This window comes from Bradyrhizobium genosp. SA-3 (assembly GCF_004212635.1).
Lineage (GTDB): Bacteria > Pseudomonadota > Alphaproteobacteria > Rhizobiales > Xanthobacteraceae > Bradyrhizobium.
Window position 1 is genome coordinate 1 of record NZ_PSRT01000131.1, and the last position, 23,718, is coordinate 23,718.

At 64.1% G+C, this 23,718-nt stretch carries 25 protein-coding genes; 14 read left to right on the forward strand and 11 right to left on the reverse strand.

What is annotated here, in order from left to right; genetic code table 11:
• Positions 1–180 precede the first annotated feature (180 nt).
• From CWO91_RS33210 to CWO91_RS33220, 3 genes are all read left to right on the forward strand, one after another.
• Positions 181–948, forward strand: a complete 768-nt coding sequence (locus tag CWO91_RS33210) for an AraC family transcriptional regulator (RefSeq protein WP_130219742.1) — start codon at positions 181–183, stop codon at positions 946–948.
• A 132-nt stretch (positions 949–1,080) separates the two neighbouring features.
• The gene (locus tag CWO91_RS33215; RefSeq protein WP_130219743.1) at positions 1,081–1,743 is read left to right on the forward strand and encodes an SRPBCC family protein; all 663 of its coding nucleotides are present in this window, start codon (positions 1,081–1,083) and stop codon (positions 1,741–1,743) included.
• Entirely contained in the window at positions 1,743–2,105 is a 363-nt protein-coding gene (locus CWO91_RS33220) for an ArsR/SmtB family transcription factor (protein WP_130219744.1), read from the forward strand. The genes CWO91_RS33215 and CWO91_RS33220 overlap by 1 nt, the downstream gene beginning before the upstream one ends.
• Before the next feature lie 91 nt (positions 2,106–2,196).
• On the opposite strand, the gene CWO91_RS45120 is transcribed toward CWO91_RS33220, so the two are convergent.
• The gene (locus tag CWO91_RS45120; RefSeq protein WP_130219745.1) at positions 2,197–2,631 is read right to left on the reverse strand and encodes a LysR substrate-binding domain-containing protein; all 435 of its coding nucleotides are present in this window, start codon (positions 2,629–2,631) and stop codon (positions 2,197–2,199) included.
• Positions 2,529–3,254, reverse strand: coding sequence for a LysR family transcriptional regulator (locus CWO91_RS45125; protein ID WP_130219746.1), 726 nt, complete (start codon positions 3,252–3,254; stop codon positions 2,529–2,531). Before CWO91_RS45125 ends, CWO91_RS45120 begins: the two co-directional genes overlap by 103 nt.
• Positions 3,255–3,276: 22 nt before the next feature.
• Between CWO91_RS45125 and CWO91_RS33235 the strand changes: the two genes are divergently transcribed.
• Positions 3,277–3,699 carry a putative quinol monooxygenase gene (locus tag CWO91_RS33235; RefSeq protein ID WP_130219747.1) on the forward strand — a complete coding sequence of 141 codons (423 nt, stop codon included), beginning with the start codon at positions 3,277–3,279 and terminating at the stop codon, positions 3,697–3,699.
• Between the two features lie 250 nt (positions 3,700–3,949).
• Here CWO91_RS33235 and CWO91_RS33240 read toward each other — a convergent pair whose 3' ends face one another.
• Positions 3,950–4,447, reverse strand: a complete 498-nt coding sequence (locus CWO91_RS33240; protein ID WP_130219748.1) for a peptide deformylase — start codon at positions 4,445–4,447, stop codon at positions 3,950–3,952.
• 75 nt (positions 4,448–4,522) lie between these two features.
• Here CWO91_RS33240 and CWO91_RS33245 point away from each other — a divergent pair, with 75 nt between their 5' ends.
• The 4 genes from CWO91_RS33245 (at position 4,523) to CWO91_RS33260 (ending at position 7,568) form a co-directional block, all read left to right on the forward strand.
• Positions 4,523–5,107 carry a TetR/AcrR family transcriptional regulator gene (locus tag CWO91_RS33245; RefSeq protein WP_130219749.1) on the forward strand — a complete coding sequence of 195 codons (585 nt, stop codon included), beginning with the start codon at positions 4,523–4,525 and terminating at the stop codon, positions 5,105–5,107.
• Positions 5,108–5,199: 92 nt separating this feature from the next.
• Entirely contained in the window at positions 5,200–5,418 is a 219-nt protein-coding gene (locus CWO91_RS45300) for a hypothetical protein (RefSeq protein WP_349643603.1), read from the forward strand.
• A gap of 90 nt (positions 5,419–5,508) precedes the next feature.
• Positions 5,509–6,537, forward strand: a complete 1,029-nt coding sequence (locus tag CWO91_RS33255; protein ID WP_130219750.1) for a putative zinc-binding metallopeptidase — start codon at positions 5,509–5,511, stop codon at positions 6,535–6,537.
• The gene (locus CWO91_RS33260) at positions 6,534–7,568 is read left to right on the forward strand and encodes a D-alanine--D-alanine ligase family protein (RefSeq protein WP_165405892.1); all 1,035 of its coding nucleotides are present in this window, start codon (positions 6,534–6,536) and stop codon (positions 7,566–7,568) included. The genes CWO91_RS33255 and CWO91_RS33260 overlap by 4 nt, the downstream gene beginning before the upstream one ends.
• Before the next feature lie 163 nt (positions 7,569–7,731).
• Here CWO91_RS33260 and CWO91_RS33265 read toward each other — a convergent pair whose 3' ends face one another.
• Positions 7,732–8,202: a cupin domain-containing protein gene (locus tag CWO91_RS33265; protein WP_130219752.1), complete on the reverse strand. Its 471-nt coding sequence runs from the start codon at positions 8,200–8,202 to the stop codon at positions 7,732–7,734.
• A gap of 93 nt (positions 8,203–8,295) precedes the next feature.
• Here CWO91_RS33265 and CWO91_RS33270 point away from each other — a divergent pair, with 93 nt between their 5' ends.
• The 5 genes from CWO91_RS33270 to CWO91_RS33290 all read left to right on the forward strand — a co-directional run bounded on the left by CWO91_RS33270 (position 8,296) and on the right by CWO91_RS33290 (position 14,158).
• Positions 8,296–8,583 carry a hypothetical protein gene (locus CWO91_RS33270; protein ID WP_130219753.1) on the forward strand — a complete coding sequence of 96 codons (288 nt, stop codon included), beginning with the start codon at positions 8,296–8,298 and terminating at the stop codon, positions 8,581–8,583.
• Positions 8,580–9,011, forward strand: a complete 432-nt coding sequence (locus CWO91_RS33275; RefSeq protein ID WP_165405893.1) for a PIN domain-containing protein — start codon at positions 8,580–8,582, stop codon at positions 9,009–9,011. The genes CWO91_RS33270 and CWO91_RS33275 overlap by 4 nt, the downstream gene beginning before the upstream one ends.
• Before the next feature lie 81 nt (positions 9,012–9,092).
• Positions 9,093–9,272 (forward strand): hypothetical protein, encoded by a 180-nt coding sequence (locus CWO91_RS33280; RefSeq protein ID WP_130219755.1) that lies wholly within the window; start codon positions 9,093–9,095, stop codon positions 9,270–9,272.
• 91 nt (positions 9,273–9,363) lie between these two features.
• Complete coding sequence (locus CWO91_RS33285; RefSeq protein WP_130219756.1) at positions 9,364–12,672, forward strand: DEAD/DEAH box helicase; 3,309 nt, start codon at positions 9,364–9,366, stop codon at positions 12,670–12,672.
• Positions 12,673–12,937: 265 nt separating this feature from the next.
• Positions 12,938–14,158, forward strand: coding sequence for an MFS transporter (locus CWO91_RS33290; protein ID WP_130219757.1), 1,221 nt, complete (start codon positions 12,938–12,940; stop codon positions 14,156–14,158).
• Between the two features lie 21 nt (positions 14,159–14,179).
• Here the strand turns inward: CWO91_RS33290 and CWO91_RS33295 are convergent, their stop codons facing one another.
• Together CWO91_RS33295 and CWO91_RS33300 are read right to left on the reverse strand one after the other, a co-directional pair.
• Positions 14,180–14,566: an ester cyclase gene (locus tag CWO91_RS33295; RefSeq protein WP_130219758.1), complete on the reverse strand. Its 387-nt coding sequence runs from the start codon at positions 14,564–14,566 to the stop codon at positions 14,180–14,182.
• A gap of 56 nt (positions 14,567–14,622) precedes the next feature.
• Positions 14,623–15,495 carry a bifunctional helix-turn-helix transcriptional regulator/GNAT family N-acetyltransferase gene (locus tag CWO91_RS33300; RefSeq protein WP_130219759.1) on the reverse strand — a complete coding sequence of 291 codons (873 nt, stop codon included), beginning with the start codon at positions 15,493–15,495 and terminating at the stop codon, positions 14,623–14,625.
• A gap of 239 nt (positions 15,496–15,734) precedes the next feature.
• On the opposite strand from CWO91_RS33300, the gene CWO91_RS33305 reads away from it, so the two are divergent.
• Positions 15,735–18,188 (forward strand): DEAD/DEAH box helicase, encoded by a 2,454-nt coding sequence (locus tag CWO91_RS33305; protein ID WP_130219760.1) that lies wholly within the window; start codon positions 15,735–15,737, stop codon positions 18,186–18,188.
• Between the two features lie 119 nt (positions 18,189–18,307).
• Here the strand turns inward: CWO91_RS33305 and CWO91_RS33310 are convergent, their stop codons facing one another.
• The 5 genes from CWO91_RS33310 to CWO91_RS33335 form a co-directional block, all read right to left on the reverse strand.
• Positions 18,308–18,661 carry an MmcQ/YjbR family DNA-binding protein gene (locus CWO91_RS33310; RefSeq protein ID WP_130219761.1) on the reverse strand — a complete coding sequence of 118 codons (354 nt, stop codon included), beginning with the start codon at positions 18,659–18,661 and terminating at the stop codon, positions 18,308–18,310.
• Between the two features lie 156 nt (positions 18,662–18,817).
• The gene (locus CWO91_RS33320) at positions 18,818–19,768 is read right to left on the reverse strand and encodes a hypothetical protein (RefSeq protein WP_130219762.1); all 951 of its coding nucleotides are present in this window, start codon (positions 19,766–19,768) and stop codon (positions 18,818–18,820) included.
• Between the two features lie 15 nt (positions 19,769–19,783).
• Entirely contained in the window at positions 19,784–21,109 is a 1,326-nt protein-coding gene (locus CWO91_RS33325; protein WP_130219763.1) for an HlyD family type I secretion periplasmic adaptor subunit, read from the reverse strand.
• Complete coding sequence (locus CWO91_RS33330; protein WP_130219764.1) at positions 21,106–22,848, reverse strand: type I secretion system permease/ATPase; 1,743 nt, start codon at positions 22,846–22,848, stop codon at positions 21,106–21,108. The genes CWO91_RS33325 and CWO91_RS33330 overlap by 4 nt, the downstream gene beginning before the upstream one ends.
• Positions 22,849–22,959: 111 nt before the next feature.
• Complete coding sequence (locus tag CWO91_RS33335; RefSeq protein WP_130219765.1) at positions 22,960–23,262, reverse strand: hypothetical protein; 303 nt, start codon at positions 23,260–23,262, stop codon at positions 22,960–22,962.
• Positions 23,263–23,718 lie beyond the last annotated feature (456 nt).

A 23,718-nucleotide genomic window follows, 5' to 3' on the forward strand; every position in this document is an offset into this window, starting at 1 on the left:
CCCGGATGGAGCGAAAGCGTAATCCGGGACAGACCAGCCGCATCGCGCAGCTGCCTCTGTGGCAAGAATCCCGGATTGCGCTGCGCTCCATCCGGGCTACGGATCTTTGCCAAACCGCAAGATCGGTCGAGCACGCCACGGCCGTCTGCCGCTAATTGGAGCCGCCACGGAGGAGGGACCATGAAGGCGGCGCTGCAAAACTATCGGGACCGGATGCGACGGGTGCTGGACCATATCGACCGGCATCTCGACGACGATCTGGACCTGGAAACCCTGAGCGGTGTTGCGGCCTTCTCGAAATTTCATTTCCACCGGCAGTTCACGGCGACCTTCGGGTTATCCGTGCATCGCTATGTCCAGCTGGCCCGCATGAAGCGCGCTTCGCATCAGCTCGCCTACATGGACGCCGTTGATGTCACGGACATCGCGATGGATGCCGGTTACGACGCACCGGATGCCTTCGCCCGCGCCTTTCGGCAACGGTTCGACGTGACGATCCGCGACGTGCCCACCACGAAGGTGGCGATCATGGAGCATCGGGGCGACCCGGCGACGCTTCCTGCCACCATCCAGCGCTTCATCGCCTGGCGCAAGGCAGCGGGCCTGCATCCCAGGACGAATCCGACCTTCAATATCTGGCGCTCCGAGCGCCGGCCTGCCTCGCCTTCCGATTACAGCATCGACCTTTGCGTCGGCACCGACCGGCCGATCGCGGCGAATGGCGAGGAGATTAAAGCCGGCGAGATCCCCGGCGGACGTTGCGCCGTGCTGCGCGTCGTCGGCTATACCGACAATCTGGAGCCCGCCGCGCTCTACCTCTATCGCGACTGGCTCCCGGCCAGCGGCGAGGAAGCGCGCGACTTCCCGATCTATTGCCAGCGGCTGAGCCTCTTCCCGGAGGTGCCGGAGCATGAGACGGTCGCGGAACTATTCCTGCCCCTGAAATAGGGTCTGCTGGCGGCGGCCTGTCCGGTCGCAAGAAGCGGGCAGGCCGCAACTATGAGCACACGAATATAAGGCTTGACTTATATTAGTGCGACTCGATATTCCTCTCTGCGCAAAGCAACAGGGAGGAACGCAATGGAGATCGACGTCGCCAGGGTCTTGGGGCTTGTCACGCGTTCAGTGCGCAATTTCGAGAAAGACGGAAAACCGGCGAGCGCGGTGACTCTCACGCGTCTTTACGACACGAGCGTCGACGATCTCTGGGACGCCGTGACCAGCAGCGAGCGCATTCCGCGCTGGTTTCTGCCGGTTGAGGGTGAGCTGGAGCTCGGCGGACGGTACCAACTCAAGGGCAATGCGGGCGGCACCATCACGGCGTGCACGCCGCCGACCTATTTCGCAGCGACCTGGGAATTCGCAGGCGCGGTAAGCTGGATCGATGTCAAGCTGGCAGCAGAACGAAGTCAGGCGCGTTTGACGCTCGAGCACACTGCGATCATCGAGGATCATTGGAATCAGTTCGGTCCAGGTGCGGTGGGTATCGGTTGGGATCTCGCTCTTGCGGGACTTCAGCGCTATCTTGCGACCGGGGCATCGGTCGACCATGAGACGGCCGAGGCATGGATGGGCTCGCCTGCGGGCAAGGAATTCATGACGACAAGCGGCGAGTTTTGGCGCGCAGCGCATGTCGCAAGCGGGGTCGATCCGGTTTCGGCAAAAGAGCGCTCGGACCGCACTATCGCGTTCTATCGCGGCGAGATGCCGCCCGACATCGCGCATCCGGGCACAGGAAGCTGATGCACGTCTTCGAGGTCCTCGCCGATCCCGTGCGCCGTCGCATTCTCGAGCTGCTCGGCCATAAGGAAATGGCGTCCGGTGAGGTCGTCGACGTGATCGGGGCCGAGTTCGGAATCACGCAGGCGGCGGTCTCGCAGCACCTCAAGGTGCTGCGCGAGAGCGGCTTTGCAAGCGTTCGGGCGGAGGCGCAAAGGCGGCTCTATTCAGTCGACGTTGCCGGGCTTCGCGCGGTCGATGCGTGGATCGGCCAGTTCAGGAATTTCTGGGAGCCGAAGCTCGACGCGCTGGCAACCGAGATCGCGCGCGGCAAACGGGAGCGGCGCAACGCGCCAATCACCAAGCGGAGCGGGAAGAGGGCGTGAGAAGTCCGCGAACGCTCCTGCCGCCTTCATCTCCTCAGCGCCATCACGATGCGCGAGGCAAGACGCTTGACGATGGGGCCGAGACCCACTCTCACCAATCGGCGGCAGTCTCAAGCAGTCGTTTCCGCATGAAGGCGACGTGTGGCCGCTGCAGTCCGAGACGGCTCCAGGCAAGGAATATCTCGTTGGCCGGGATTTCTGTCGGCTCATGCAGCCGGACGAGCGTGCCTTCCCTGAGCTGCCTTGCGCAGAGATAACTCGGCAGCACGGTCAGTCCCAGGCCTGCCACGCAGGACGCCGCAAGGGCCCTGAGGTCGGGAATGATCTGCACGACCATCTTCGGCGGCCGGGCTCGGAAGACCTGGCGAAAATAACGTCGGATAATGGGCAGCTCGGGACCATAGGCGAGCCATGGCAGATCGGTCAGGGCCCCCGCTCCGCGCTTCGCAACAAGCTTGGGCGGAACCGTGGCGGCCCATTTCGGCGCGCGACAAGAACGAAATCCTCGCGGTAGATGGCTTGGTATCCGATCGCCTTGCGTGGGATCCGAACGGTCGCAATCACAAGATCGAGCTGCCCCGCCTCGAGGTGCTCGACGAGATCTTGCGTCAGGCCAAATTTTGTCTCCAGGCGCATGCCGAGTTCAGGCAATCCGGCAAGGCTCGGAAGCACCTTTTCCGCAAGGAATTCGGCCGGACCCCCGAGACGCAGCGGGTCGGCAAAGCCGGTCGGGCGCGTCGTTGCGGCCCCCAGAGTTTCTTCGAGCCCGTCGAGATAAGGGGCCGCGGCGCGTGCGAGCCAATCCGCCGTGGCGGTTGGCTCAATGCCGCGTCCGACGCGCCTGAACAGGCTTTGCTTCAGGTGGGCCTCGAGCGCCTTGATGTGCCCGGATGCTGCCGGCTGCGTGATTGCGAGCTGCGACGAGGCTTTGGTCACGCTGCCTGCGCGATAGACCGCCAGGAAGGTCCGAAGGTGGGTCAGGTGACTCATAAGAAATCTGATCGATACCGTCAAATAATACGATTTTTCCGACGTAAGGGCGAGCTCTAAGTTCGGGGCGTGATGATCGCGGAGCAAACCGCCATCATCGGGCCGACGTGGCAATGCTCGTGCTGCAGGCGGTCGACCAAAAGTCCAATCCAGGTCCACTCAACAGAAACAGGAAAACACCATGTCATCGTCAGAGAGTCTGACGCGCCGTGATGCGCTGTTTGCCGGTCCTGCGGCCGGCGCGGTTTTGGCGGCACCGAGCGCCTCCGCTTCGGCCGATGATCGGCCGCCGGCCGTTGCGGCTCCGGCCAATGCCAAGGCCGTCATGGTCACGCTGCGGCTCAGTGCAAAGAATGCGGACGCGTTCAAACAGCATCTTCTCGAAGTCATCCCTGTGACGCGGCTCGCGTCGGGATGCCGCTACAGCCACTCCTATCAGCATACCAGGACGCCTGGCGAGTTCCTGCTGGTCCAGGGCTGGGATTCCCTTGAGCAGCAGCAGAGCTACATCGCGTGGCGTCAGGCGCGCGGAGACCTCGCCCAATTCGGCGCCTTTCTTGCCAGTGATCCACTGATCGAGACGTTCGATCTCTTCGATGCCTAGTCAGCCCGGTACGCAGCAGGGCAATCGCATATGGTTTTTGAAAGACGTGAGCGCACGCCTCGTCCTTCGAGACGACCGCTTCGCGGTCCCTCAGGATGACGCTAAATGGGCATCGGCGCCTGCCAAAACAGCTGCCACACACTCCGCCCTCATCCTGAGGGCCCGCCGGAGGCGGGCGTCTCGAAGGATGCGCCGCAGGGAAGACGCCATCAAATGCGATAGCCCTGCGGTACGCAGGAATGCCGATGCATCACCCCCGCGACATCTTCTCAAACCGCTTCACCAGCCGCTCCCGCTTCAGCCGCGACAGCCGCTGGATCCAGAACATCCCGTCGAGCTGGTCGATCTCGTGCTGGTGGCACACCGCGCGCAAGCCATCCGACTCCTCGGTCTGCATATTGCCGTCAACATCCTGATAGCTGATCCGCACGCGGGCGTGGCGCTGCACCTCGTCGTTGACTCCAGGCATCGAGACGCTGCCCTCCCGGTGCAGGATCATCTCGGGCGAGGCCCATGTGATCTCCGGATTGACATAGGTCTGCGGGCCGTCTTTCGAGTCGAGCTCGAGCACCACGACCCGCAGGGGCACGCCTATATGCGGCGCGGTGATGCCGATGCCGGGCGCAGCACGCATCGTGTCGAGTAAGTCGTGCGCGAGTTCGCGCAAGGCGTCGTCGAAGACGGTCACGGGGCGGGCAGGGCTCGCGAGCCGGCGGTCGGGATAGCGGAGGATGGGGCGGATGGTCATGCAGGCTCCTACCACTCACGGATCATTGAAGCACCCCTTCTTGATCGTCTACCAACTGGAAGGTAGATAATCGACATGAGCAATACTTCATCCACGGCCGACGACATTCTCGCCTGCGCACGCACGCTGATCATTGCAGGCGGCTATAACGGCTTCAGTTACGCCGACGTCGCCGAGATCGTCGGCATCCGCAAGCCGAGCATCCACCACCATTTCGCCAGCAAGGTCGATCTGGTCCGCACCCTCGTAGCGCGCTATCGCGAGGAGGCCCAGGCGGGACTGTCGGCGCTCGAACGCAATATCCCAGACCCCGGCGAACAGCTCAAAAGCTACGTTGCGTACTGGGAAATGTGCATCAAGGACGCGACGGCGCCCTTCTGCGTGTGCGCGCTCCTTGCCAGCGAGCTTCCGATCCTGCCCGAGGACGTGGCAGTCGAGGTCCGGGCTCATTTCCGCGCACTGGCCTCGTGGCTGACATCGGTGATGGAGCGCGGCAAACGGCAGGGGCGGCTCCAGCTCTCCAGCACCGCGCGGGTCGAGGCGGAAGGATTCATGGCGACCGTTCACGGCGCGATGCTGTCGGCGCGCGCCTATGGCGATCCCAAGATCTTCGGGACCATCACCCGGCCACTGCTGGACCGGCTTTCCACCAAGCACTGACGGACGAGGTCGATGCAGGCTGCAAAGCATCACGGCGGCGCGGTGATTCGGCTTCGCGGCAAATCTACCAACTAGTAGGTAAGGAGCGACAAATGAGTGATCGTCAGATGGTTTTAGACACGGCCGACCATGCGCAATGGCTGAAGCAATACTATTTCCTGCGTGCGGCGTTTTCCGTCGCCTGGGTCATCGCGGCCTTTGCGATCGCGCCGTCGTCTGCGAGCCGTCAGGCGCGCCCGATCCCCCAAGGCCGATGCCGCAAAACTCAAGGCAACGGCGGCCGAGGACCCGAAGCCGATGCGGGCCGCTGAACAACGGCACGTTGCGAAGGCTCGAGTTGTTGCCAGCAGAATCCTATGACATCATCTAACTACCGGGTTGTTAGGACTTCCAGAGCCGCTATGCCACGCCGGAAATATCGTTGGGAACGGCTGTCGGATGATCAGTTGCTCAAGCAACGGCTCAGCAGCCTCAGGGTTGCGGTCGAAGGCACTTGGCTCGAGGATTGTGTCAGCACTCTCCACGAAGAGCTCGAAGAGCGGGGCATCCGGCTGCGGCCACATACATGGATCTCGAGCGAATGGTTTAGTCCGGCAGGTGTTCCCGGCATTGCCATCCCATTTTATCTCGCCCATCCCCGCTTAATGAAGCTCGAGAAGAAGATGATGTTCGATGTCGAGGGTGGAACTTGGGGCGAGTGCATGGCCATCCTCCGTCACGAGGCGGGCCATGCCATGCAGCACGGCTACCAATTGCAGCGCCGCCGGCGCTGGCAGCAGCTGTTCGGCCCGTCATCGAAACACTACCCGCGCTACTACCGGCCCAATCCGGCCAGCCGGCGCTATGTCCAGCATCTGCGCCTCTGGTACGCGCAGAGCCATCCCGACGAAGACTTCGCCGAAACTTTTGCAGTGTGGCTGCGGCCGCGTTCGAACTGGCGGACGCGATATGCCGGTTGGCCAGCGCTGAAGAAACTCGAATATGTCGACGAGCTGATGGGCGAGATTGCGGGAAAGCGACCGCTGATCACCACGCGAGAGCGTGTCGACCCGCTGCGCCAGCTCAGCCAAACACTCGAAGACCACTACAAGAAGAAGCAGGCGTTCTACGCCTTCACGCCGCCGAAGACCTACGACCGCGACCTCTCCAGGCTCTTTTCCGCCGACTCACGGCATCAACGTGGAAAACCGGCTTCGGTCTTGATCAGGCGACACCGCGCCCAAATCAGGCAATTGGTCGCGCGGTGGACGGGCGAGAACCAGCTCACGCTTGATGCCGTGCTTGACGACATGATCTCCCGCTGCCGCGAGCTCGATCTGCGTGCCGTCGGACCGGAGCAGAAGCTCGTCCTCGACTTCACCGTCCTCGTGACGGCCAAGACCATGCACGCGCTGTTCGGCCCATCGCGCCGCAAATGGATCGCACTATGAGACGGCTTCGCATTCTGGTGCTCATGCATCCGGACTTCATGCCACCGGACTCGACCGACGGATACACCGCGCAACAGATCAACGAATGGAAAACAGAATATGACGTGGTGAGCACCTTGCGCGCGGCCGGCCACGAGGTTCGCCCCCTCGGCGCGCAGGAGGAAATCAGGCCGGTGCGCGACGAGATCGAGAGCTTCAAGCCGCACGTGGCCTTCACGTTGCTGGAGGAGTTCCACTATAACGTTGCCTATGACCAGCACATCGCTAGCTATCTCGAGCTGATGAAGGTCCCGTATACGGGCTGCAACCCGCGTGGTCTGATCCTGGCGCGCGGCAAGGACCTGTCTAAGACGTTGGTGCATCACCGCCGGATCGCGGTACCGGCCTTCGCCGTTTTCCCGATGCGCCGCAAGGTCAAGCGACCTGCACATCTCGCGCTGCCGCTGATCGTCAAGAGCCTGAACCTGGATGGATCCTTCGGCATCTCGCAGGCATCCATCGTCGATACGGACGAGAAGCTCGCAGAGCGGGTCGCGTTCATCCACGACCGGAGCGAAACCGCCGCCATCGCCGAGCAGTTTATCGAGGGCCGGGAGCTCTATGTCGGCGTGCTCGGCAATAATCGGCTGCGGGTTCTGCCCATTTGGGAGCTAAAGTTCGGCAGCATGGGCGGGCGCAGGTCGCGGCATATCGCCACCGAAAAAGCCAAGCACGATACCGATTATCAGGAGCGTGTCGGGATAGTCGACGGACCGGCGACGGACCTCGCACCCGAAGTCACCGCTCGCATTCAGCGAGCCGCAAAGCGCATCTACCGGGCGCTTGGGCTCGATGGATACGCGCGCATCGATTTTCGCCTCACAGCCGATGGCACGCCGTATTTCATCGAGGCGAACCCCAATCCCGAGATCGCAAAGAGCCAAGAGTTCGCTACAGCGGCTCGGCATGACGGAATTAACTACACGGACCTGCTGCATCGCATTCTGGCTCTCGGAATTAGCCGGGCAAAGGCAGGCGTATCCGTAGGCTGAGAGGCAACGCGAGACGGGCAGCATGCCAACACATTTTCGGCAGGAGCGTTTCGGATGATTTCCGCACGGGCCAACGCCGCGGATCGCCGACACGCTACGACAAGAGTGCTGCGAATGCCTTCGTCCACCTTGCATCTATCCTGCTCCGGCAGGCTGCGCGGGCTCATGAGTCCACCTCGTCCGGATACGGCGTGCCGTCCTTGTGCACGAACCGGCCGTCGGATGCCGGACTCATCATGTCGATGTCGGAGCAGGTGATGAGGTCGTCTGGCGAGCGCGAGCCGACTTCGAGATAGACCGCAATCGCATCCGACCGGTTGATCATGTGATGGCCGTTGCCGCTTGCCTTAGGGAAAGCGGCGCAATCGCCCGCGCGCAACACGGTTTCGCCACCATCTTCGATCAGCGCCACTTCGCCTTCGAGGATGTAGACGAATTCGTCCTCGTGCGAATGCCAGTGCCGCTGGCTCGACCAGCCGCCCGGCGGCAGGCGCATCAGGTTGACGCCGAAATCGGACAGGCCGCCGGCATTGCCGAGCCGCTGCCGGATGCGGTCGGCGCATGGGGCGCTGAACGGCGCGGGATAGCCGGAGCCCTTGCGGGCCGGCACTGCGGCGAGGTCGATCTTTGGCATGTGAAGATTCCAATCGTTGGTTGCCGGGATGGGCGCATTCGGCGCGAAGCATCTTGCCTGCCGGTTACATATGGGTGTATGTAAGTCAGCATCATGGCTCATATCAGCATCCGCGATCTACAGAAGATTTCCGGTGAAGCCATCGGTGCATTGCCCGGTCCGACGGCCGTGAAATCGGGTGAGCGGACGGTCGGACTGCTGATCCCGCTCAAGGCGACCGATCCGGAGCGCCTGGCGGCCGTGCTGGCGCGCGCGGAACGACTGGCCAAAGGCCGCGACGCGGCTGCGGACGATGCGGCGCTGGCTGGCTTCGGCGAGGTCGATCCGATCGACTGGTCGGTTGCGGCCGTAAAGGCCCTGACGCGCAAGCGAAAAGCGTGAGACGGTCGTCGACGACTGTCGTCATCGATGCGGCCATTCTGGTCGCCGCCGTTCGCGGCCGAAGTTCGGGCGCACTTTTGGCCGCCGCCGGAAAGGTGATCCTCGTGACGACGGATCGTGTCGTTCAGGAGGCGCGTCGGCGCATCGCGCTCGGCTTGCAGCGCCCCGAACTGCTCGATGTGCTCGATGATCTCTCGGAGTTGTTGACGATCGTTCCCGTTGCATCGCTGGAGCCGGTCATCGCCCGGTGTGAGGAGACCCTTCGCGATGCGGTGCCGAGCCGCAACGGATCGGTGCGCTATGCCCATGTGTTCGCGTTGGCATGGAGCGTCGAGGCCGATGTCTGGACCACCGACCGCGACTTCGCCGGAACCGGCATCGCAACGTGGTCGACACCCAATTTCATGCGCGGTCTTGGCGAGTTCTGAGCATCCAGCGTGTATGATGATTGGCGGCCGTGGGTGGCGGACGCTCGATCGCAATGAGATCAAGTTCGGCGGGATGATGACATGATGCCGGTGTTTGGCCCGATGTGTCAGATCGCTTCATGGCATCACAAGTCACTGGCTTCGCAAGTCATGATCCCGCCGGTTCCGGGTATTGTGCTTGGGGCGTGTTTTCGATTTTCCTCCATGCGGCAACAGGAACTTGCCGTGGAGCGGCGCTTCGGTCGAGCTTACGGCGCATGAAACCTGCTGTTCGCAAGCTGGAGGCGCGGCTACAACGATCCGGGCCGAGCGGTTATGCTGAAGCTCAAAGCCGGACCTGGAAACGCTGCAAGTGCTCTCTGACGTTCTCAAGCGCAAGTCGATCTACAGTTACTTCAGCCGATCGGCGATGGAGAAGGCGATCGCCTATCAGGCGCAGAGCCGCGTCTCGAACCTGAAGGTCAGCGACGACCTGAAGCACGTCAGTGCGCAGGTGCGCGGCAGTAACTCCAACAGATATCACGTCGATATCCGGTTGGAGTTCAGGGGTGACGAGCTCACCGACCTCGATGGCGATTGCGATTGTCCGATGGACTACAATTGCAAGCACGTCGCCGCAACCTTGCTCGAGGCGCTGAGCGGGACGGAGGCCTCCGCAACGCCTACACAAGCCGCGCGAAACGATGCGACCGCCCCCTCGGCACCTCCGATTCTCTCTTACGAGCTCACCAGCTGGATCGACAGCGTCGGCCGGGCGGCGCGGGGCAGCGGCGCTGGCGCGGACGAGAGCCAGTGCCTGCTGTATTGCCTGCATCCGTCGGACGACGCGATGCCGCGGCTGGCCCTGTCCTTGCGGTCGGTTCGCTTGCTCAAGGGCGGGCGCTTCGCGGACAACTATTCCAACCCCAGCCTGTTCGAGTTCAAACCGGAGCGGGCGCCGAAATACTATCGCGACGTCGACGTCGAGATCATGACGCAAGTGGCGGTTGGTGTTCGCAGCTATTACGAGCAGGGCCCCTATTCGGAAGAGCTGCTGAAGCGGATCGTCGCGACCGGCCGAGCGTTCTGGCTGGACCACAAGCGCGCGCCGCTGAATTGGGGGGAGGCGCGCGAGGGCGGGATCGAATGGCAGCAGGCTGGAAAACGCGGCGTCGCACCTCGTCTCGTCGTGGCGGGAGCGATCGCACTCAATGCCGAGCCGCCAGTCTACGTCGATGAGGCCTCCGGTCTGATCGGACCGGTGCGGCTGGGCCTGCCGCCACGCTTGGCCTTCCAACTCCTGTCGGCTCCCCCCATTCCGCGCGCGCAGGTGGAGGAGGTTTCGCGCCGCCTCAGCCAGAAGCTGCCCGAGCTTCATCACGGCCTGTTGCCCGCGCCGCCGACCGTTGCGGTGCAAATCGAAGAGGACCCCCGCCCAGTGCTGCGGCTCCGGCGCGGACACGTGAACACGAGCTACTACTATTATCGCGGCCGGGACGAAGGGCGCGGGCCGGCGGCGGTCGCCAGCCTCGGATTCCGCTACGGTGGGTTCGACATCGATCCGACTCAGAGGGCAAGCCGGGTGGAGCTGTTCCAGGCGGGGCAGTTGTTTGCGATCACGCGGCGCCAGGGCAAAGAAAGGCAGGCGCGCAAGCGACTGGCAGACCTTGGTCTCGGTGACGCGCGGGCGGCATTGCCGGTGCTCGACTTCCGTCATGCCATGGATCTCACGCTGAGCGACCAGGGCGGCTGGTTCGACTTTCTCGCGCAGCACGCCGAGCAGTTGCGGTCGGAAGGCTTCGAGATTCTGATCGACGAGGACTTTCCGTTTCGGCTGGCGGATTCGTCGGGCGACTTCGATGCGGTACTGGAATCGAGCGGCATCGATTGGTTCGAGCTGGCGCTCGGCATCGACATCGACGGTGAGCGCCACGACCTTGCCCCGCACGTCGCTGCGCTGGTATCGGCCCCGGACTTCACGCCAGACCGGTTGAGGCAACTCGCAGAAAAGGGCGACCGGTTCTATCTACCGCTGACCGACGGCCGCCAGCTGCTGCTGGCCGCCGATCGCTTCCTTCCGTTGGTGCTGGCGCTGCACAGCCTGCACCTGAACGGCGCTCTCGCCGATGGTTCGAAGAAGATCAGGCTCTCGCAAGCCGATCTCGTTCCGCTGCTGGGACTGGAGAACGAGAATTTCGTTTTTCGCGGGGCCGACAATCTCCGTCGCCTCGCCAACCTGCTTCAGGTGCGGGGATTGACCGCGCCCGACCTTCCGCCGACCTTTCGCGCGACGCTTCGGCCCTATCAAGCCCACGGCGTGGCCTGGCTCGACCTGCTCCGCGAGAGCGGGCTGGGCGGCGTCCTGGCCGATGACATGGGACTTGGCAAGACAATTCAGATCCTGGCGTTGATTGCGCTGGAAAAACAGCGGGCGCGGCTCACGAGCCCCGTGCTGGTCGTCGCGCCGACGAGCCTGATGACCAACTGGTCGACCGAAGCGCAGAAATTTGCGCCGGATTTGAAGGTGCTCGTCCTCCAGGGGCCGGGCCGCAAGGAGAGGTTCGCGGCCATTGCCGGGCATGATCTCGTGCTGACGACATACCCTTTGATCGCGAGGGATCGGGAGGTGCTTCTGGCGCGGGAATGGCACATCGCCGTGCTGGACGAAGCGCAGACCGTCAAGAATCCCGACGCCGCCACCACCCGCTGGTTGCGGGACGTCAAGGCAGCGCACCGCTTCTGTCTCACCGGCACGCCGATGGAAAATCATCTCGGCGAGCTCTGGTCGATCATGAGCTTCGCAAATCCAGGCTATCTCGGGGACAAGGCGGCGTTCTCGCGCCAATGGCGGGGACCGATCGAGAAACGCGGCGACAAGGTCCGGGCCGCCGCGCTGGCGCAGCGTGTCAAGCCGTTCCTGCTGCGTCGAACCAAGGCTGAAGTCGCCACGGAACTGCCGGCCAAGAGCGAGATATTGGAGACGATCCTGCTCGAAGGTCCGCAGCGCGATCTCTACGATTCGATAAGGCTGTCCATGTCGCGCAGGGTCCGCGAGGCCATTGCGGCCCGCGGTCTCGCCAAGAGCCATATCGTGGTGCTCGAAGCCCTGCTTCGGATGCGGCAGGCCTGTTGTGATCCGGCGCTGCTGAAGCTGGCCGATGGAGTCGAACGGCCGTCGGCCAAGTTGGGACGTCTGCTCGAAATGGTGCGGGAACTCCTGAGCGAAGGGAGCAAGATCATTGTCTTTTCGCAGTTCACCTCCATGCTGGATCTGATCAGGAAGCGCTTCGAAGACGACGGCCTGCGTTACAGCCTGCTCACCGGAGAGACCAAGGACCGCAAGGCGGCGATCGAAGCCTTCCAGAACGGTGCGGCGGAGGTTTTCCTAGTCAGCCTGAAGGCAGGTGGGGTGGGCCTCAATCTCACGGCTGCCGACACCGTGATCATTTTTGATCCATGGTGGAATCCTGCCGTTGAGGAACAGGCCATCGATCGCGCCTATCGGATCGGCCAAGACAAGGCGGTGTTCGTCTACAGATTGGTCGCTGCCGGCACGATCGAGGAGAAGATGGCTGAGCTCAAGGCCAGAAAGCGGGCTCTGGCCGACAGCCTGTTCGAACGCGATGGACATATCGCTTCGGCGCTCACCGAGGACGACGTGAACGCCCTGTTCGACGCTTGACCGGGCCCGGCGCTGCGGTGGGCACAGGCCGGCATAGTCTCTGGGGCGCGATGGCTCGCGAACGGGGAGGTGTTTTGCCCGACGTGTCAAACTGCAGTCGCAAGGCCGTAAGTCATTGATCCGGCAGGGGTCGGCTACTGTGCATGGGGTTGTTTCGCAATTTTATTGGCAGGTCACAAAAGCATGCGGCAAAAATGACATGGCACTGTCGGTCGGCGCTGTTCCCGTTCGTCTTCCACCCAGACAGATCTGACGGGAGACCAAAATGACCCAATCCCCCTACCGCTGGGTGATCGTCGCCGCCGGCGGCCTGCTTGGCTGCGTGGCCATCGGCGGCATGTTTTCGCTGCCGGTGTTCTTGCAGCCGATCACGAAGGACACCGGCTGGTCGGTGACCGGCATCTCCAGCGCGATGACGATCGGCTTTCTGGCCATGGCCTTCACCAGCATGGTCTGGGGCACGCTGACCGATAGATTCGGGCCGCGGCCGGTGGTGCTGACGGGATCGATCGTGTTGGCACTGAGCCTGTTCGCCGCGAGCCATGCGACCTCGCTGGTCGTGTTCCAGTTCGTGTTCGGTCTCCTGGTCGGGGCGGCCTGCGCGGCGATCTTCGCGCCGATGATGGCGACCGTGACCGGCTGGTTCGAGACCCAACGCAGCCTCGCCGTGTCGCTGGTCTCGGCCGGCATGGGCATGGCGCCGATGACGATGGCACCGTTCGCGGCCTGGCTCGTCTCCGGCCACGACTGGCGCACCTCGATGCAGATCGTCGCGCTGGTGGTCGGCGCCATCATGATCCCGGTCTCGTTCCTGGTGCGCCGTCCGCCGGCGCTGGCGCATGCGGCCGCTGCACCAAAGGGCGAGGGCGCACCGCAGGGCGAGTTGTCGATGGGCGAGGCGCTGCGCTCGCCGCAATTCTTGATCCTGCTCGCCACCAACTTCTTCTGCTGCGCCACCCATTCCGGCCCGATCATCCACACCGTCAGCTATGCGGTGAGCTGCGGCATTCCGCTGGTCGCGGCGGTGACGATCTACAGCATCGAGGGTTTTGCCGGCCTGGGCGGCCGCATCGCCTTCGGCGTCCTCGGCGACCGCTTCGGCGCCAAGCGGGTGCTGGTCACAGGCCTCCTGCTCCAGGCGTTCGGCGCGCTCGCCTACGTCTTCGCGCATCAGCTCGCGACGTTCTACGCGGTCGGCGCCGTCTTCGGTTTCATCTATGCCGGCACCATGCCGCTCTACGCCGTTCTCATTCGCGAGAACTTTCCGCTCAAGATGATGGGCACGGTGATCGGCGGCTCCGCGATGGCCGGCAGCCTCGGCATGGCGACCGGCCCGCTCGCAGGCGGCCTGATCTACGACGCGTTCTCGAGTTATGTCTGGCTCTATATCGCCTCCTGGGCGATGGGCCTCGGCGCCTTCCTGATGGCGATGACGTTCCGCCCGTTTGCAAAGCCGCAAGGCGAGGTGGCACCGGCGCCGGCGTAGGTTCGAGATCGAGGCGCAGCGTCAGAGCTGCGCCTCGATCGCCGTCTTGTCGATCAGCGACCAGACCTGTCGGATCCTTCCATCGTGAAACGCGTAGAAGACGTGCTCGCAGAAGGATATGCGCCTGCCGTTCACGTCGAGGCCCAGGAATTTTCCGGCCGGCGTGCAGTCGAATGTCAGCCGGCAGGCGATGGTGGGCGGATCCGAGGTCAGCAGCGCGATGTTGAAGCGTAGATCCGGAATCTCGCGGAAATCGCGCTCCAGCATCGCGCGATAGCCGGACAGGCCGAGCGGCCGGCCGTTGTGGACGACATCGTCATGCACGAACTGGCCGAGGGCCGGCCAGTCCTGCCGATTCATGCAGGCGATGTAGCTGCGATAGCGATCGGCGAGATCGGCGCTGTTCATCGTGAATTTCCCATGCTGCAAGCACAACGCAGCAGAGGCGAATTCGCCTCGCGGCGTCACAGCTGCTTTTCGAAGAACAGATCGGGGTAGGGATCGTCGTTGAAGCGCGGGATCTCGCGCCAGCCGGTGGTGCGATAGAGCTGGCCGGCCTCGGGCAGCGCACTATTGGTGTCGAGCCGCAGCAGCGTGATGCCAAGCTCGCGCGCAGCATCCTCGGTCGCGTCCATCAGGCGGCGGCCGAGCCGCAATCCGCGCGCGGCGGGCGCCACCCACAGACGCTTGATCTCGGCATAGCCGTGATCGGTGCCCTTCAATCCGACGCAGCCGATCGGCAGCGTGTCCGAGATCGCCACGATGAACGTGCCACGCGGCCGCCGCATGTCCTTGGCATCGGGATCGCGCGAGCGCGAGACGTCAAAGCCCTGCTTGAAGCGCCGCCCGAGCTCGGCGTAGTACTCGCCGAGGCAATGGCGGGCCTCCGCGCTTTGCGGGTCCATCTCGTCCAGCGTGACACGCTCGCGCGTCAGCGCGGAGGCGATCAGGTCCATCGCCGCCAGCAGCGCCTCGGCTTGCGAGTGTTGTGCCAGGAAGCCGTCGGCCTGCGCGTTCGACAGCGCCTCATAGGCCGCGAACTCGCGCCGGCCCGCGCGCGTGAGCTTTGCCATGCGCCGGCGCGCATCGTCCTCACGCGCGTTGGTCTCGATCAACCCTTCGTCCTCGAGGCTGCGGAGCAGCCGGCTCATCAGCCCGGAATCGAGACTGAGATAGTCACGGATCTCCGCCACGTCCGAGCGTCCGTGCCCGATCGCATTGAGTACCCGCGCCGCGCCGAGCGGCCGGCCACGCCCCAGGAACGAGGTATCGAGCGCACCGACGGCAGAGGTGACGGCGCGGTTGAAGCGGCGGACGCGGGAGACAGGATCGAGCATAATGTCTGACCTTAGTCAGGTATATCTGTCTGTCAATCGCATCGGCGGCTGCGAACCGAGATGTGTGGATCCACCTTTGCAGCGACGGAACATCGAGCTCCACGCGAATCCCGGCACTCGCCGCCGGGCGTCCGCCCTCTCAAGTCGCCAGTGGATTTCGATCCGAAGCTGGTTATGTCGCGTTCGCACCGGCGTTACTATCCGGCGCACTCCATTACTCGTGAGAACGGAAGCCGGAAATGACATCTTCAACAGGACGCGTCGCGGCCCGCAACCCGGTCAAGCTGTCGCGTACGTCGCCGCCGACGGACTTATCGCCGATCGAGTGGCAACGTGGCTTGCGGCGCCAGTTCGGCCGCGAGCAATCCTTCCTTCTGGAGAATTTCGGTGCCGACCCCTTCTTCTCGGAGTTCAAGGTCACCAACCCGGCTTCGAAATCGAGCTATCGCGTCGCGATACGCGGCCTTGGCCCCGGTGGCAATTTCTGCTCATGTCCGGACTATGCGACCAACGAGCTCGGGACCTGCAAGCACCTCGAGTTCACGCTTGCGCAGCTGGAAAAGAGGCGCGGCGCCAAAGCGGCGTTCGCGCGAGGCTATCAGCCGCCGTTTTCCGAACTCTATCTGCGCAATCAGGGCCGGCGGAGCGTGCATTTCCGCGCCGGAACCGATTGTCCGGCGAGCGTGAGGAAGGCTGCCGCCCGATTGTTCGATGAGGGGCGCGACGGCCTGCTGGCGGAGGATCGTCTGGACCAGCTCGACGACTTCATCGGTCTGGTGTCGAAGAGCGGGCATGAACTGCGCGCGTATGACGACGCGCTCGATTTCGTGGCGGGACGACGGGATGCCGAACGCCGCGCTGCGAAACTCGCTGAACTGTTTCCGCTCGGCGCGGGGGATCCCAAGTTGCATCGACTGCTCAAGACCCCGCTCTATCCCTATCAAGCCGAAGGGGCGCTGTTTGCGGTTCGCGCGGGCCGGGCGCTGATCGGCGACGACATGGGCTTGGGTAAGACGATTCAGGCCATCGCCGCAACGGAGATCCTGGCCCGTCACTTCGGCGTGTCGAGAGTGCTGGTGATCTGTCCGACCTCGCTCAAATACCAATGGCAAAGCGAGATGGCGCGGTTCTCCGGCCGGAAGGGCAACCGCGGCGCGTGCGTCATCGGTGGCGGCCGCGCCCAGCGACGGAAGGACTATCTGCTGGACGATTTCTGCAAGATCACGAACTACGAGAAGCTCCAGCCCGATCTCGATTTGATCGGCGCCTGGTCGCCGGAACTGGTCATCGTCGATGAGGCTCAGCGCGTCAAGAACTGGAATACGGTTGCCGCGCGGGCACTGAAGCGCATCGACAGCCCCTATGCAATCGTGCTCACGGGAACGCCCCTGGAGAACAAGCTCGAAGAACTGATCTCCATCGTCCAGTTCGTCGATCAGCATCGTCTGGGCCCGACCTGGAAGCTCCTGAACGAGCATCAGGTCAAGGATGAGACCGGCCGCGTCACCGGCTATCGGGATCTCGGCAGGATCGGCGAGACTCTCGCTCCCATCATGATCCGTCGCCGCAAATCGGAGGTGTTGCGGCAGCTGCCCGATCGCACTGATCAGAATGTGCTTATTCCGATGACCGGCCCGCAGATGGAGTTGCATCGAGAGAACGCCGACACGGTGGCCAAGGTCGTGCAGCGCTGGCACAAGACCAAATTTCTCTCGGACAAGGATCAGCGTCGGCTGACCTGTGCGCTGCAGAACATGCGGATGTCCTGCAATAGCACCTATCTGCTGGATCAAGAGAGCGATCACGGTCTCAAATCGGAAGAGCTCGCTGCGCTGCTGGATCAGCTGTTTGCCGCGCCGGACGCCAAGGCGGTGGTGTTTTCACAGTGGACGCGGACCCATGACGTCGTGATCCGTCGCCTCGAGGCGCGCGGGATCGGATATGTCAGCTTCCACGGCGGCATACCGTCCGAGAAGCGGCCGGAGCTGGTCCAGCGCTTCCGGGACGACCCAGCCTGTCGCGTGTTCCTGTCGACGGACGCCGGCAGCACGGGTCTTAATCTCCAGCACGCCTCGACGCTGGTGAACATGGACCTGCCGTGGAATCCCGCCGTTCTCGAGCAGCGCATTGCGCGCGTCCATCGGCTCGGCCAGGCCCGGCCGGTCCAGATCGTCAATTTCGTCGCGAAGGGGACAATCGAAGAAGGCATGCTGTCGGTCCTGGCCTTCAAGCGCTCTCTGGCGGAAGGCATCCTCGACGGCGGCAGCAATGAGGTCTCGCTGGGCGGATCGCGGCTGACCCGCTTCATGAAGGATGTCGAGAGTGTCACCGCGAGTATGGGAAGCGGGGAGGTGGTTGCGACGGCAGAGGAGACTGGAGCAGCCGATGGCGCTGGCGACGTTGAGGCCCTGGGCGATCTGGCAAGGGAAACTTTGGCCTCGCAAGCCGTTGCAGAACCCGCAGCGACGGCCGGCGATGTCGCCCCAGATCCATGGCAGACGCTGGTCCGGTTGGGTGCAGAGTTCATCGGCGCCGTTGCTGGTTCCGGCTCGCCAAGTCATCTCCGGATCGAGCGCGATCCGAGCAACGGTTCACAAAGCCTCAGGGTTCCGCTTCCGTCTCCGGAGATCGCAAACCGGCTGGCCGACATTCTCTCTGCCTTGGCCACGACTTTGCGCGGCGGGACAGCATGAGGCGTCATGCTATTTTCGGAAGATGGCTGGGCTGTGGACCTCAGTGAGTTGAGCGCGCTCGTATTCGAGCTGCGTGCGGGTGGGCCTGCTCCCGAGCGATGGAGCGCACTGACTCCCGTTCAGTCGAGCCCCAGCGCCTTGCGCGATTTGCGCGTCAGCTTCGCCGCGATCAGCGCGTGCGCCTGCGCCAAATACGCCGTGAGCTCGGCGTCCGGCAGCGCGTTGTTGCTGACGAGCTGCACCCATTTGGCGCGGGCCAGATACGGCGCCGGCCGCGCGAGACCGTGCTCGATCAGCATGGCATAGGCCATGTTGGAAACCTTGAACATGTAGCTGCCGGAGCGCGCGGCAAAGCCGCCGCCGAGTGCGAACATCTTGCCGCCGACCTTGAACACGGAGGTGCCCTCCCACTGCACCACCTTGGTGACGGCGGGCAGGTGCAGGCAGCGGGTTTCGAAGACCTTGGGTGTCATTGCCAGTGAGATAGCACGCCGCGGGCGGCTTGCAACGCGCGCGCTAGCGACACCGAGCTCAGCCCGAAACTGGCGTGACGCCGTCACTGGCGCGCCAGGCGTCCGGAATCACGAACACCTCGTCGGCGCCGTAGCCAAACTGTGAGCGGCGAATAGCTAGAAATGATGCACGCCGAGCGCTGAAAACGCGCCGTCATGAAGATCGTGGCCGTCGCTGGGCTGCCCGAGAAAGCCGAGATGCATCGTCAGCGGTGGCAGCGCCGCCATCGGCACCGCGCCGGCGGTATCGAGTCCGCTGATATCGACATCGTGCGTCGTCGCGGCGCCGTCATTGTGCGAGGCCAGCGGCGTGCTCACGATATCCGTGACCAGCGCGTTGAAGAGGTCGGGGGCGGACGCGTCATGTGTGTCGCCACCGATGGAATGCAGGAGGCCGCCGACAAGGCCAGTGACGCTGTCGGTGAGTTGGCCAATCGTTCCGGTTACGGCCGACGTCAACTGGGTCACCGTCGTGCTCAGACTGTCCAGCGTGTGCGACACCGCCGCCAGCGAGGTGTCGACAAGGTTCGTGATCGTGCTGCCGAGCTCGTGCAGTGACGACGCCGGATCGATGGAGACGGACGTCGCGACATCGGTGTGAGTGGAGCTGGTGCTGATTCCTCCAGGATGATCGGACGCGACGGGAGCGATGGGAGCCGCGGCGTGACTGTCAGCGAGAGCCGTCGCGCTGACCGGGATGTCCCGGGTGGCGGCGACATCGACGCCCCCATCGGCATACGAGAAGGTGGCAGCCGCGACGTCCGTATGAAGCGCTGTTGACGTTTCGCTGGTCGGAGGTGCGCTCGCATCGGCATGCTGATCGCCGGAGATCGGTTGGCCATCGCTCGGTGTCGTCTCCGCCGGCGTCGGATCGCCAGGGTGCGCGGGGGCGGACGGCAGATCCACCGGTATCGGTTGAGCATCGCTGCTGCCATGATGTCCGGCGGCCTCGGCCTCCTTCAGGAAGGCGACCAGAGCGGTCATGAACGCGACCGTCTCTTCCGTCGTGATGTTGCGGGCAATCTCGGCCTTTTCGGCACGGCGGTTGTTCTGCTCGGATGCAGCCATCGGCGTTGCTCCTCGTCAGCGTTCGCGGAAGGCGCGGGTGAGCTCGTCGCGCAGCGGCCCGAACAGATATTCGAACAGCGTGCGCGGCCGCGTCGGCACGATCACCTCGGCCGGCATGCCCGATTGCAATTCGATGCGCGACTTCTTGACATCCTCCGGCTCCAGCGAGACTTCGACGGCGTAGTAACCGGGGCCGCCGGCCTTGTCGTTGGTGACGCGGTCGGCCGAAACTGTACGCACGGTGCCGTAGAGGCGGGGCCGCTCGACATAGTTGACGCCGGTCAGCCGGATTTCGGCGCGGCGGCCGACCGCGACGTCGTTGATGTCGGACAGCTTGAGCTGCGCATCCACGATCAGTGGATTGTCCGACGGCACGATGTCCATGAGCTTTGCGCCGGGCTGGATCACGCCGCCTTCGGTGAACACGTCAAGCCCGACCACGGATCCGGTCGCCGGCGCGCGGATTTGCGTACGGGTGACGACGTCGGTCGCGGCGTCGATCTTCGGGGCGAGCTCGGCCAGCTTGTTTTCGGTCGAGCGGAGCTGATCGGTGATCTCGCTCATCCGGGCACGCTCGGCCTTGGCGATCTCGGCCTCGTTCTGCGCGATCTGCTGCTGCATGCCGGCGATACTGGCACGCTGCGCGCCGATGTCGGCCTGGAGCTTGGCGTCCTCGCGCTGCAAGGCCAGGATTCGCGTCTTCGGCGTGTAGCCCTGTTCATACAGGTGCTGCGCACCGGTCATCTCGTCGGAGAGCAATTCGCGTTGCTTCTCGGTGCCGGTGAGCTGCGCCTGAGTGCCGTCGATCTGCGCGTTCAGCTCGGCGATCTTGCGCCGGAGCACGGCGGTCTCCGCTTCGAACTGGTGCTTTCGCGCGGCCATCATCGCAATCTCGTTCGCCATCGCTTGTCGCAGCGCGGGCCTCGCATCCTTCGGATCGACGCCGAACTCCGGCGCGGCCTGGCCGTCGCGCTCGGCCATCAGCCGCGCTTGCGCCGCGCGCGAGGCGTCGCGGTCGGCGACCAGCACGTCCAGCTTGGCGCGGGGATCACTATCGTCGAGCACGAGCAGTAGCTGCCCCTTTTCGACATGAGCGCCGTCGCGGACCAGAAGCTGGCGGATCACGCCGCCATAGGGATGCTGCACGCTCTGGCGTCGTCCCTCGACCTGGAGATTGCCGCTGGCGATCGCCGCGCCCGAGATCGGGGCGAGTGTGCCCCACAGCGTCATGGCCGAAGCGAATGCGCCGACCACGATCGCGCCGACCAGGGCCGGCCGTCCCGGCCGCGCGTAATAGGCGCGCTCGCGGTCGGCGATATAGGTTGCACCGAGCGTGCTCATGATGCGGCCGCCCGTGCGGCAGCCTGCTGCTGCAAGGCCTGATAGACCTCACCGGGCGGGCCGAGCATGTCGAGCATGCCGCTTCGCAGCACCATCATGATGTCGACGATGTCGAGGATCGTGGTACGGTGAGTGATGACGATGACGGCCGCGCCGTCGGCCTTGGCGCTGAGCAGCGCGGCCTTCAGTGCCTCTTCGCCGGGCCCATCGAGATTGGCGTTGGGCTCGTCCAGCACCAGCAGCGGCGGGCGGCCGAGCAGGGCGCGCGCGAGGCCGAGCCGCTGCCGCTGACCGCCGGAGAGACCGACGCCGCCGACGCCGAGCCGCGTGTCGTACTGCCGGGGCAGGTCGAGCACCATGTCGTGGATGCTGGCGCGAACGGCAGCGTCGATGATCTCGTCGGTCGAGGCATCGCCGAAGCGCGCGATGTTCTCGCGTACGGTGCCGGCGAACAGACCGACATCCTGCGGCAAATAGCCGACATGGCGGCCGAACTCGACGGGATCCCAATGATTGTAGTCGAGCCCGCCGAAGCGCAGCCGCCCGGCAGCGGGTGCCATCGCGCCGACCAGGAGGCGCGCCAATGTGCTCTTTCCCGAGCCGCTCGGCCCGACGATGCCGAGCGCATTCCCGCCCGCGAGCTCGAAGGACAGGCCTTTCAGCACCGGTTCGGGCCGCGACGGCAATTCGCAGACGAGCTCGCGCACCTCGACCGTGTTGCGCTGCTTCGGCACGATGGTCTGCGGGGTGGAGAGATCGATGGTGGCGAGCAGGTCGCGCACCTGCGTATAAGCGTCGCGCGCGCCGATGAACTGCTTCCAGGTACCGACCGCCTGCTCGACCGGAACCAGCGCGCGGCCCATGACGATGCTGGCGGCGAAAATGGTCGCGGGCGTGATGGCATGGTCGATGGCGAGCCAGGCGCCGGCGCCGAGCATGAGGGATTGCAGCAGCAGGCGGAAGAACCGGATCGACGAGGTCATCACCGCATTCTTGTCGCTGGCGACCGCCTGCTGCACCAGCATCGCGGAGCGCTGGCTCTGCCAGTTGCGTTCGACCGCCGGCTGCATGCCCATGGCGCGGATCACGTCGGCGTGGCGCAGAACGTTCTCGGTGAAGACGTAGGACTGGTTGCCGGATGCCTCGGCCTGCTTCATCGGATTGCGGGTCAGGACCTCGTTCACGCCCGCGAGCCCCAGCAGCAACAGCGCGCCGATGGTGGCGACGAGGCCGAGCAGGGGATGGATGAAGAACAGCAGCAGCAGATAGATCGGAATCCAGGGCAGGTCGAACGCGAAATAAATTCCGGAGCCCGTCACGAAGGTGCGGAACTGGTCGAGATCGCGCAGCTGCTGGGCGCCACGCGAGGCGCCGCGCTCGGCCGATCGTACCACCAGCGCTTCGAACACGCGCGTCGACAGCTCGATGTCGAGCCGTATGCCGCAGCGGATCAGGATCCAGGCGCGCACGGCGTCGAGCCCGGCCATGGTCAGAAGCGCGATGGCGAGGATGAGGGTGAGCAGAACGAGCGTGGAGATGTTCTCGTTGAGCAGGACGCGGTTATAGACCTGCATCAGATAGAGCGGTGAAGAGAGGTAGAGCAGGTTGATCGCGCTCGAGAACAATCCGGCCCAAAGAAAGTGCGGCCAGAGTTTCTTGAGCGCCTCGCGCACGTCATCGCCGCGACGATAGGGCTGCTCCGCCGCCTCGTCCGCGACCGTCAAGAGCGCTGCCGCCATCTGAATGTCCTTAAGGTGTCAAAAGAGCCTGCGCCGGGACGCTGGTGGCTATGCATGGCGTGACGTGGGGCCGAGGCCCCACGTCACTATCGGTTATTGGGGAATTGCTATTCAGACCAGACCGTGGAGGAGGCCACCGACATCGAGATGGCCGACGTCCGCACTAAGGCCGACCGCGGTCGGCGCGGAGATCGATGCGTCGATGCCGCCGGTTCCCGCAAGCCCCGACGCGGAGACGTCGATGCTGGGGTTGGTCTCGATCAGCGCTCCCACATCGAGCGTGTGGGACAGATCGACCGAGCCGCTGGCGCCGGCCGTTGCACTTCCACCTGCATCGGCGACGCCCGACAGCGCACCCGTTGCTGTTCCAAGCAGGCCATCGACCGTGCCGAGCAGGTTTCCGAGAAGAGCCATGTGAACTCCTTTGAGGTTGGCAGTTGAGATCGCGACAGAAAAGTCGCTGACCATGAATCCTCCACGCCGCCAAAGGTTTCGGACTCATATGCGGCCATTTGGTGCTGATTTGTTGGGTGAGGAACTTCGGCCCGGGAAGGGCAGCGCGCCTGACTCGGTTGTGCATAAGCGAGATAGGCGCGTCGGGATGCGACGACATGCCAACAATTCAACGCCGATCTCGTGTCCCGGACGCAGCGCAGCGCTCTTCAGCGATGCGCTGCAGAGCCGGGACCCATGTTGCAGCGAGACGCGTCGCCTCTGGGTCCCGGCTCTGCGGAGCGTCATTGCGTGCCGCACCGCGTCCGGGACACGTGAGCGACCTGTGCCGCCACTCGACACATCGTCATTGCGAGCGCAGCGAAGCAATCCAGAAATGTATCCGCCGAAAAAGTCTGGAATGCTTCGCTGCGCTCG

Excerpts from the sequence above, each read along its gene's own strand:
- CWO91_RS33210 (WP_130219742.1), top strand. The coding sequence starts at position 181 with ATGAAGGCGGCGCTGCAAAACTATCGGGACCGGATGCGACGGGTGCTG.
- CWO91_RS33215 (WP_130219743.1), top strand. The coding sequence starts at position 1,081 with ATGGAGATCGACGTCGCCAGGGTCTTGGGGCTTGTCACGCGTTCAGTG.
- CWO91_RS33220 (WP_130219744.1), top strand. The coding sequence starts at position 1,743 with ATGCACGTCTTCGAGGTCCTCGCCGATCCCGTGCGCCGTCGCATTCTC.
- CWO91_RS33235 (WP_130219747.1), top strand. The coding sequence starts at position 3,277 with ATGTCATCGTCAGAGAGTCTGACGCGCCGTGATGCGCTGTTTGCCGGT.
- CWO91_RS33240 (WP_130219748.1), bottom strand. The coding sequence starts at position 4,447 with ATGACCATCCGCCCCATCCTCCGCTATCCCGACCGCCGGCTCGCGAGC.
- CWO91_RS33245 (WP_130219749.1), top strand. The coding sequence starts at position 4,523 with ATGAGCAATACTTCATCCACGGCCGACGACATTCTCGCCTGCGCACGC.
- CWO91_RS45300 (WP_349643603.1), top strand. The coding sequence starts at position 5,200 with ATGAGTGATCGTCAGATGGTTTTAGACACGGCCGACCATGCGCAATGG.
- CWO91_RS33255 (WP_130219750.1), top strand. The coding sequence starts at position 5,509 with ATGCCACGCCGGAAATATCGTTGGGAACGGCTGTCGGATGATCAGTTG.
- CWO91_RS33260 (WP_165405892.1), top strand. The coding sequence starts at position 6,534 with ATGAGACGGCTTCGCATTCTGGTGCTCATGCATCCGGACTTCATGCCA.
- CWO91_RS33265 (WP_130219752.1), bottom strand. The coding sequence starts at position 8,202 with ATGCCAAAGATCGACCTCGCCGCAGTGCCGGCCCGCAAGGGCTCCGGC.
- CWO91_RS33270 (WP_130219753.1), top strand. The coding sequence starts at position 8,296 with ATGGCTCATATCAGCATCCGCGATCTACAGAAGATTTCCGGTGAAGCC.
- CWO91_RS33280 (WP_130219755.1), top strand. The coding sequence starts at position 9,093 with ATGATGCCGGTGTTTGGCCCGATGTGTCAGATCGCTTCATGGCATCAC.
- CWO91_RS33290 (WP_130219757.1), top strand. The coding sequence starts at position 12,938 with ATGACCCAATCCCCCTACCGCTGGGTGATCGTCGCCGCCGGCGGCCTG.
- CWO91_RS33295 (WP_130219758.1), bottom strand. The coding sequence starts at position 14,566 with ATGAACAGCGCCGATCTCGCCGATCGCTATCGCAGCTACATCGCCTGC.
- CWO91_RS33300 (WP_130219759.1), bottom strand. The coding sequence starts at position 15,495 with ATGCTCGATCCTGTCTCCCGCGTCCGCCGCTTCAACCGCGCCGTCACC.
- CWO91_RS33305 (WP_130219760.1), top strand. The coding sequence starts at position 15,735 with ATGACATCTTCAACAGGACGCGTCGCGGCCCGCAACCCGGTCAAGCTG.
- CWO91_RS33310 (WP_130219761.1), bottom strand. The coding sequence starts at position 18,661 with ATGACACCCAAGGTCTTCGAAACCCGCTGCCTGCACCTGCCCGCCGTC.
- CWO91_RS33320 (WP_130219762.1), bottom strand. The coding sequence starts at position 19,768 with ATGGCTGCATCCGAGCAGAACAACCGCCGTGCCGAAAAGGCCGAGATT.
- CWO91_RS33325 (WP_130219763.1), bottom strand. The coding sequence starts at position 21,109 with ATGAGCACGCTCGGTGCAACCTATATCGCCGACCGCGAGCGCGCCTAT.
- CWO91_RS33330 (WP_130219764.1), bottom strand. The coding sequence starts at position 22,848 with ATGGCGGCAGCGCTCTTGACGGTCGCGGACGAGGCGGCGGAGCAGCCC.
- CWO91_RS33335 (WP_130219765.1), bottom strand. The coding sequence starts at position 23,262 with ATGGCTCTTCTCGGAAACCTGCTCGGCACGGTCGATGGCCTGCTTGGA.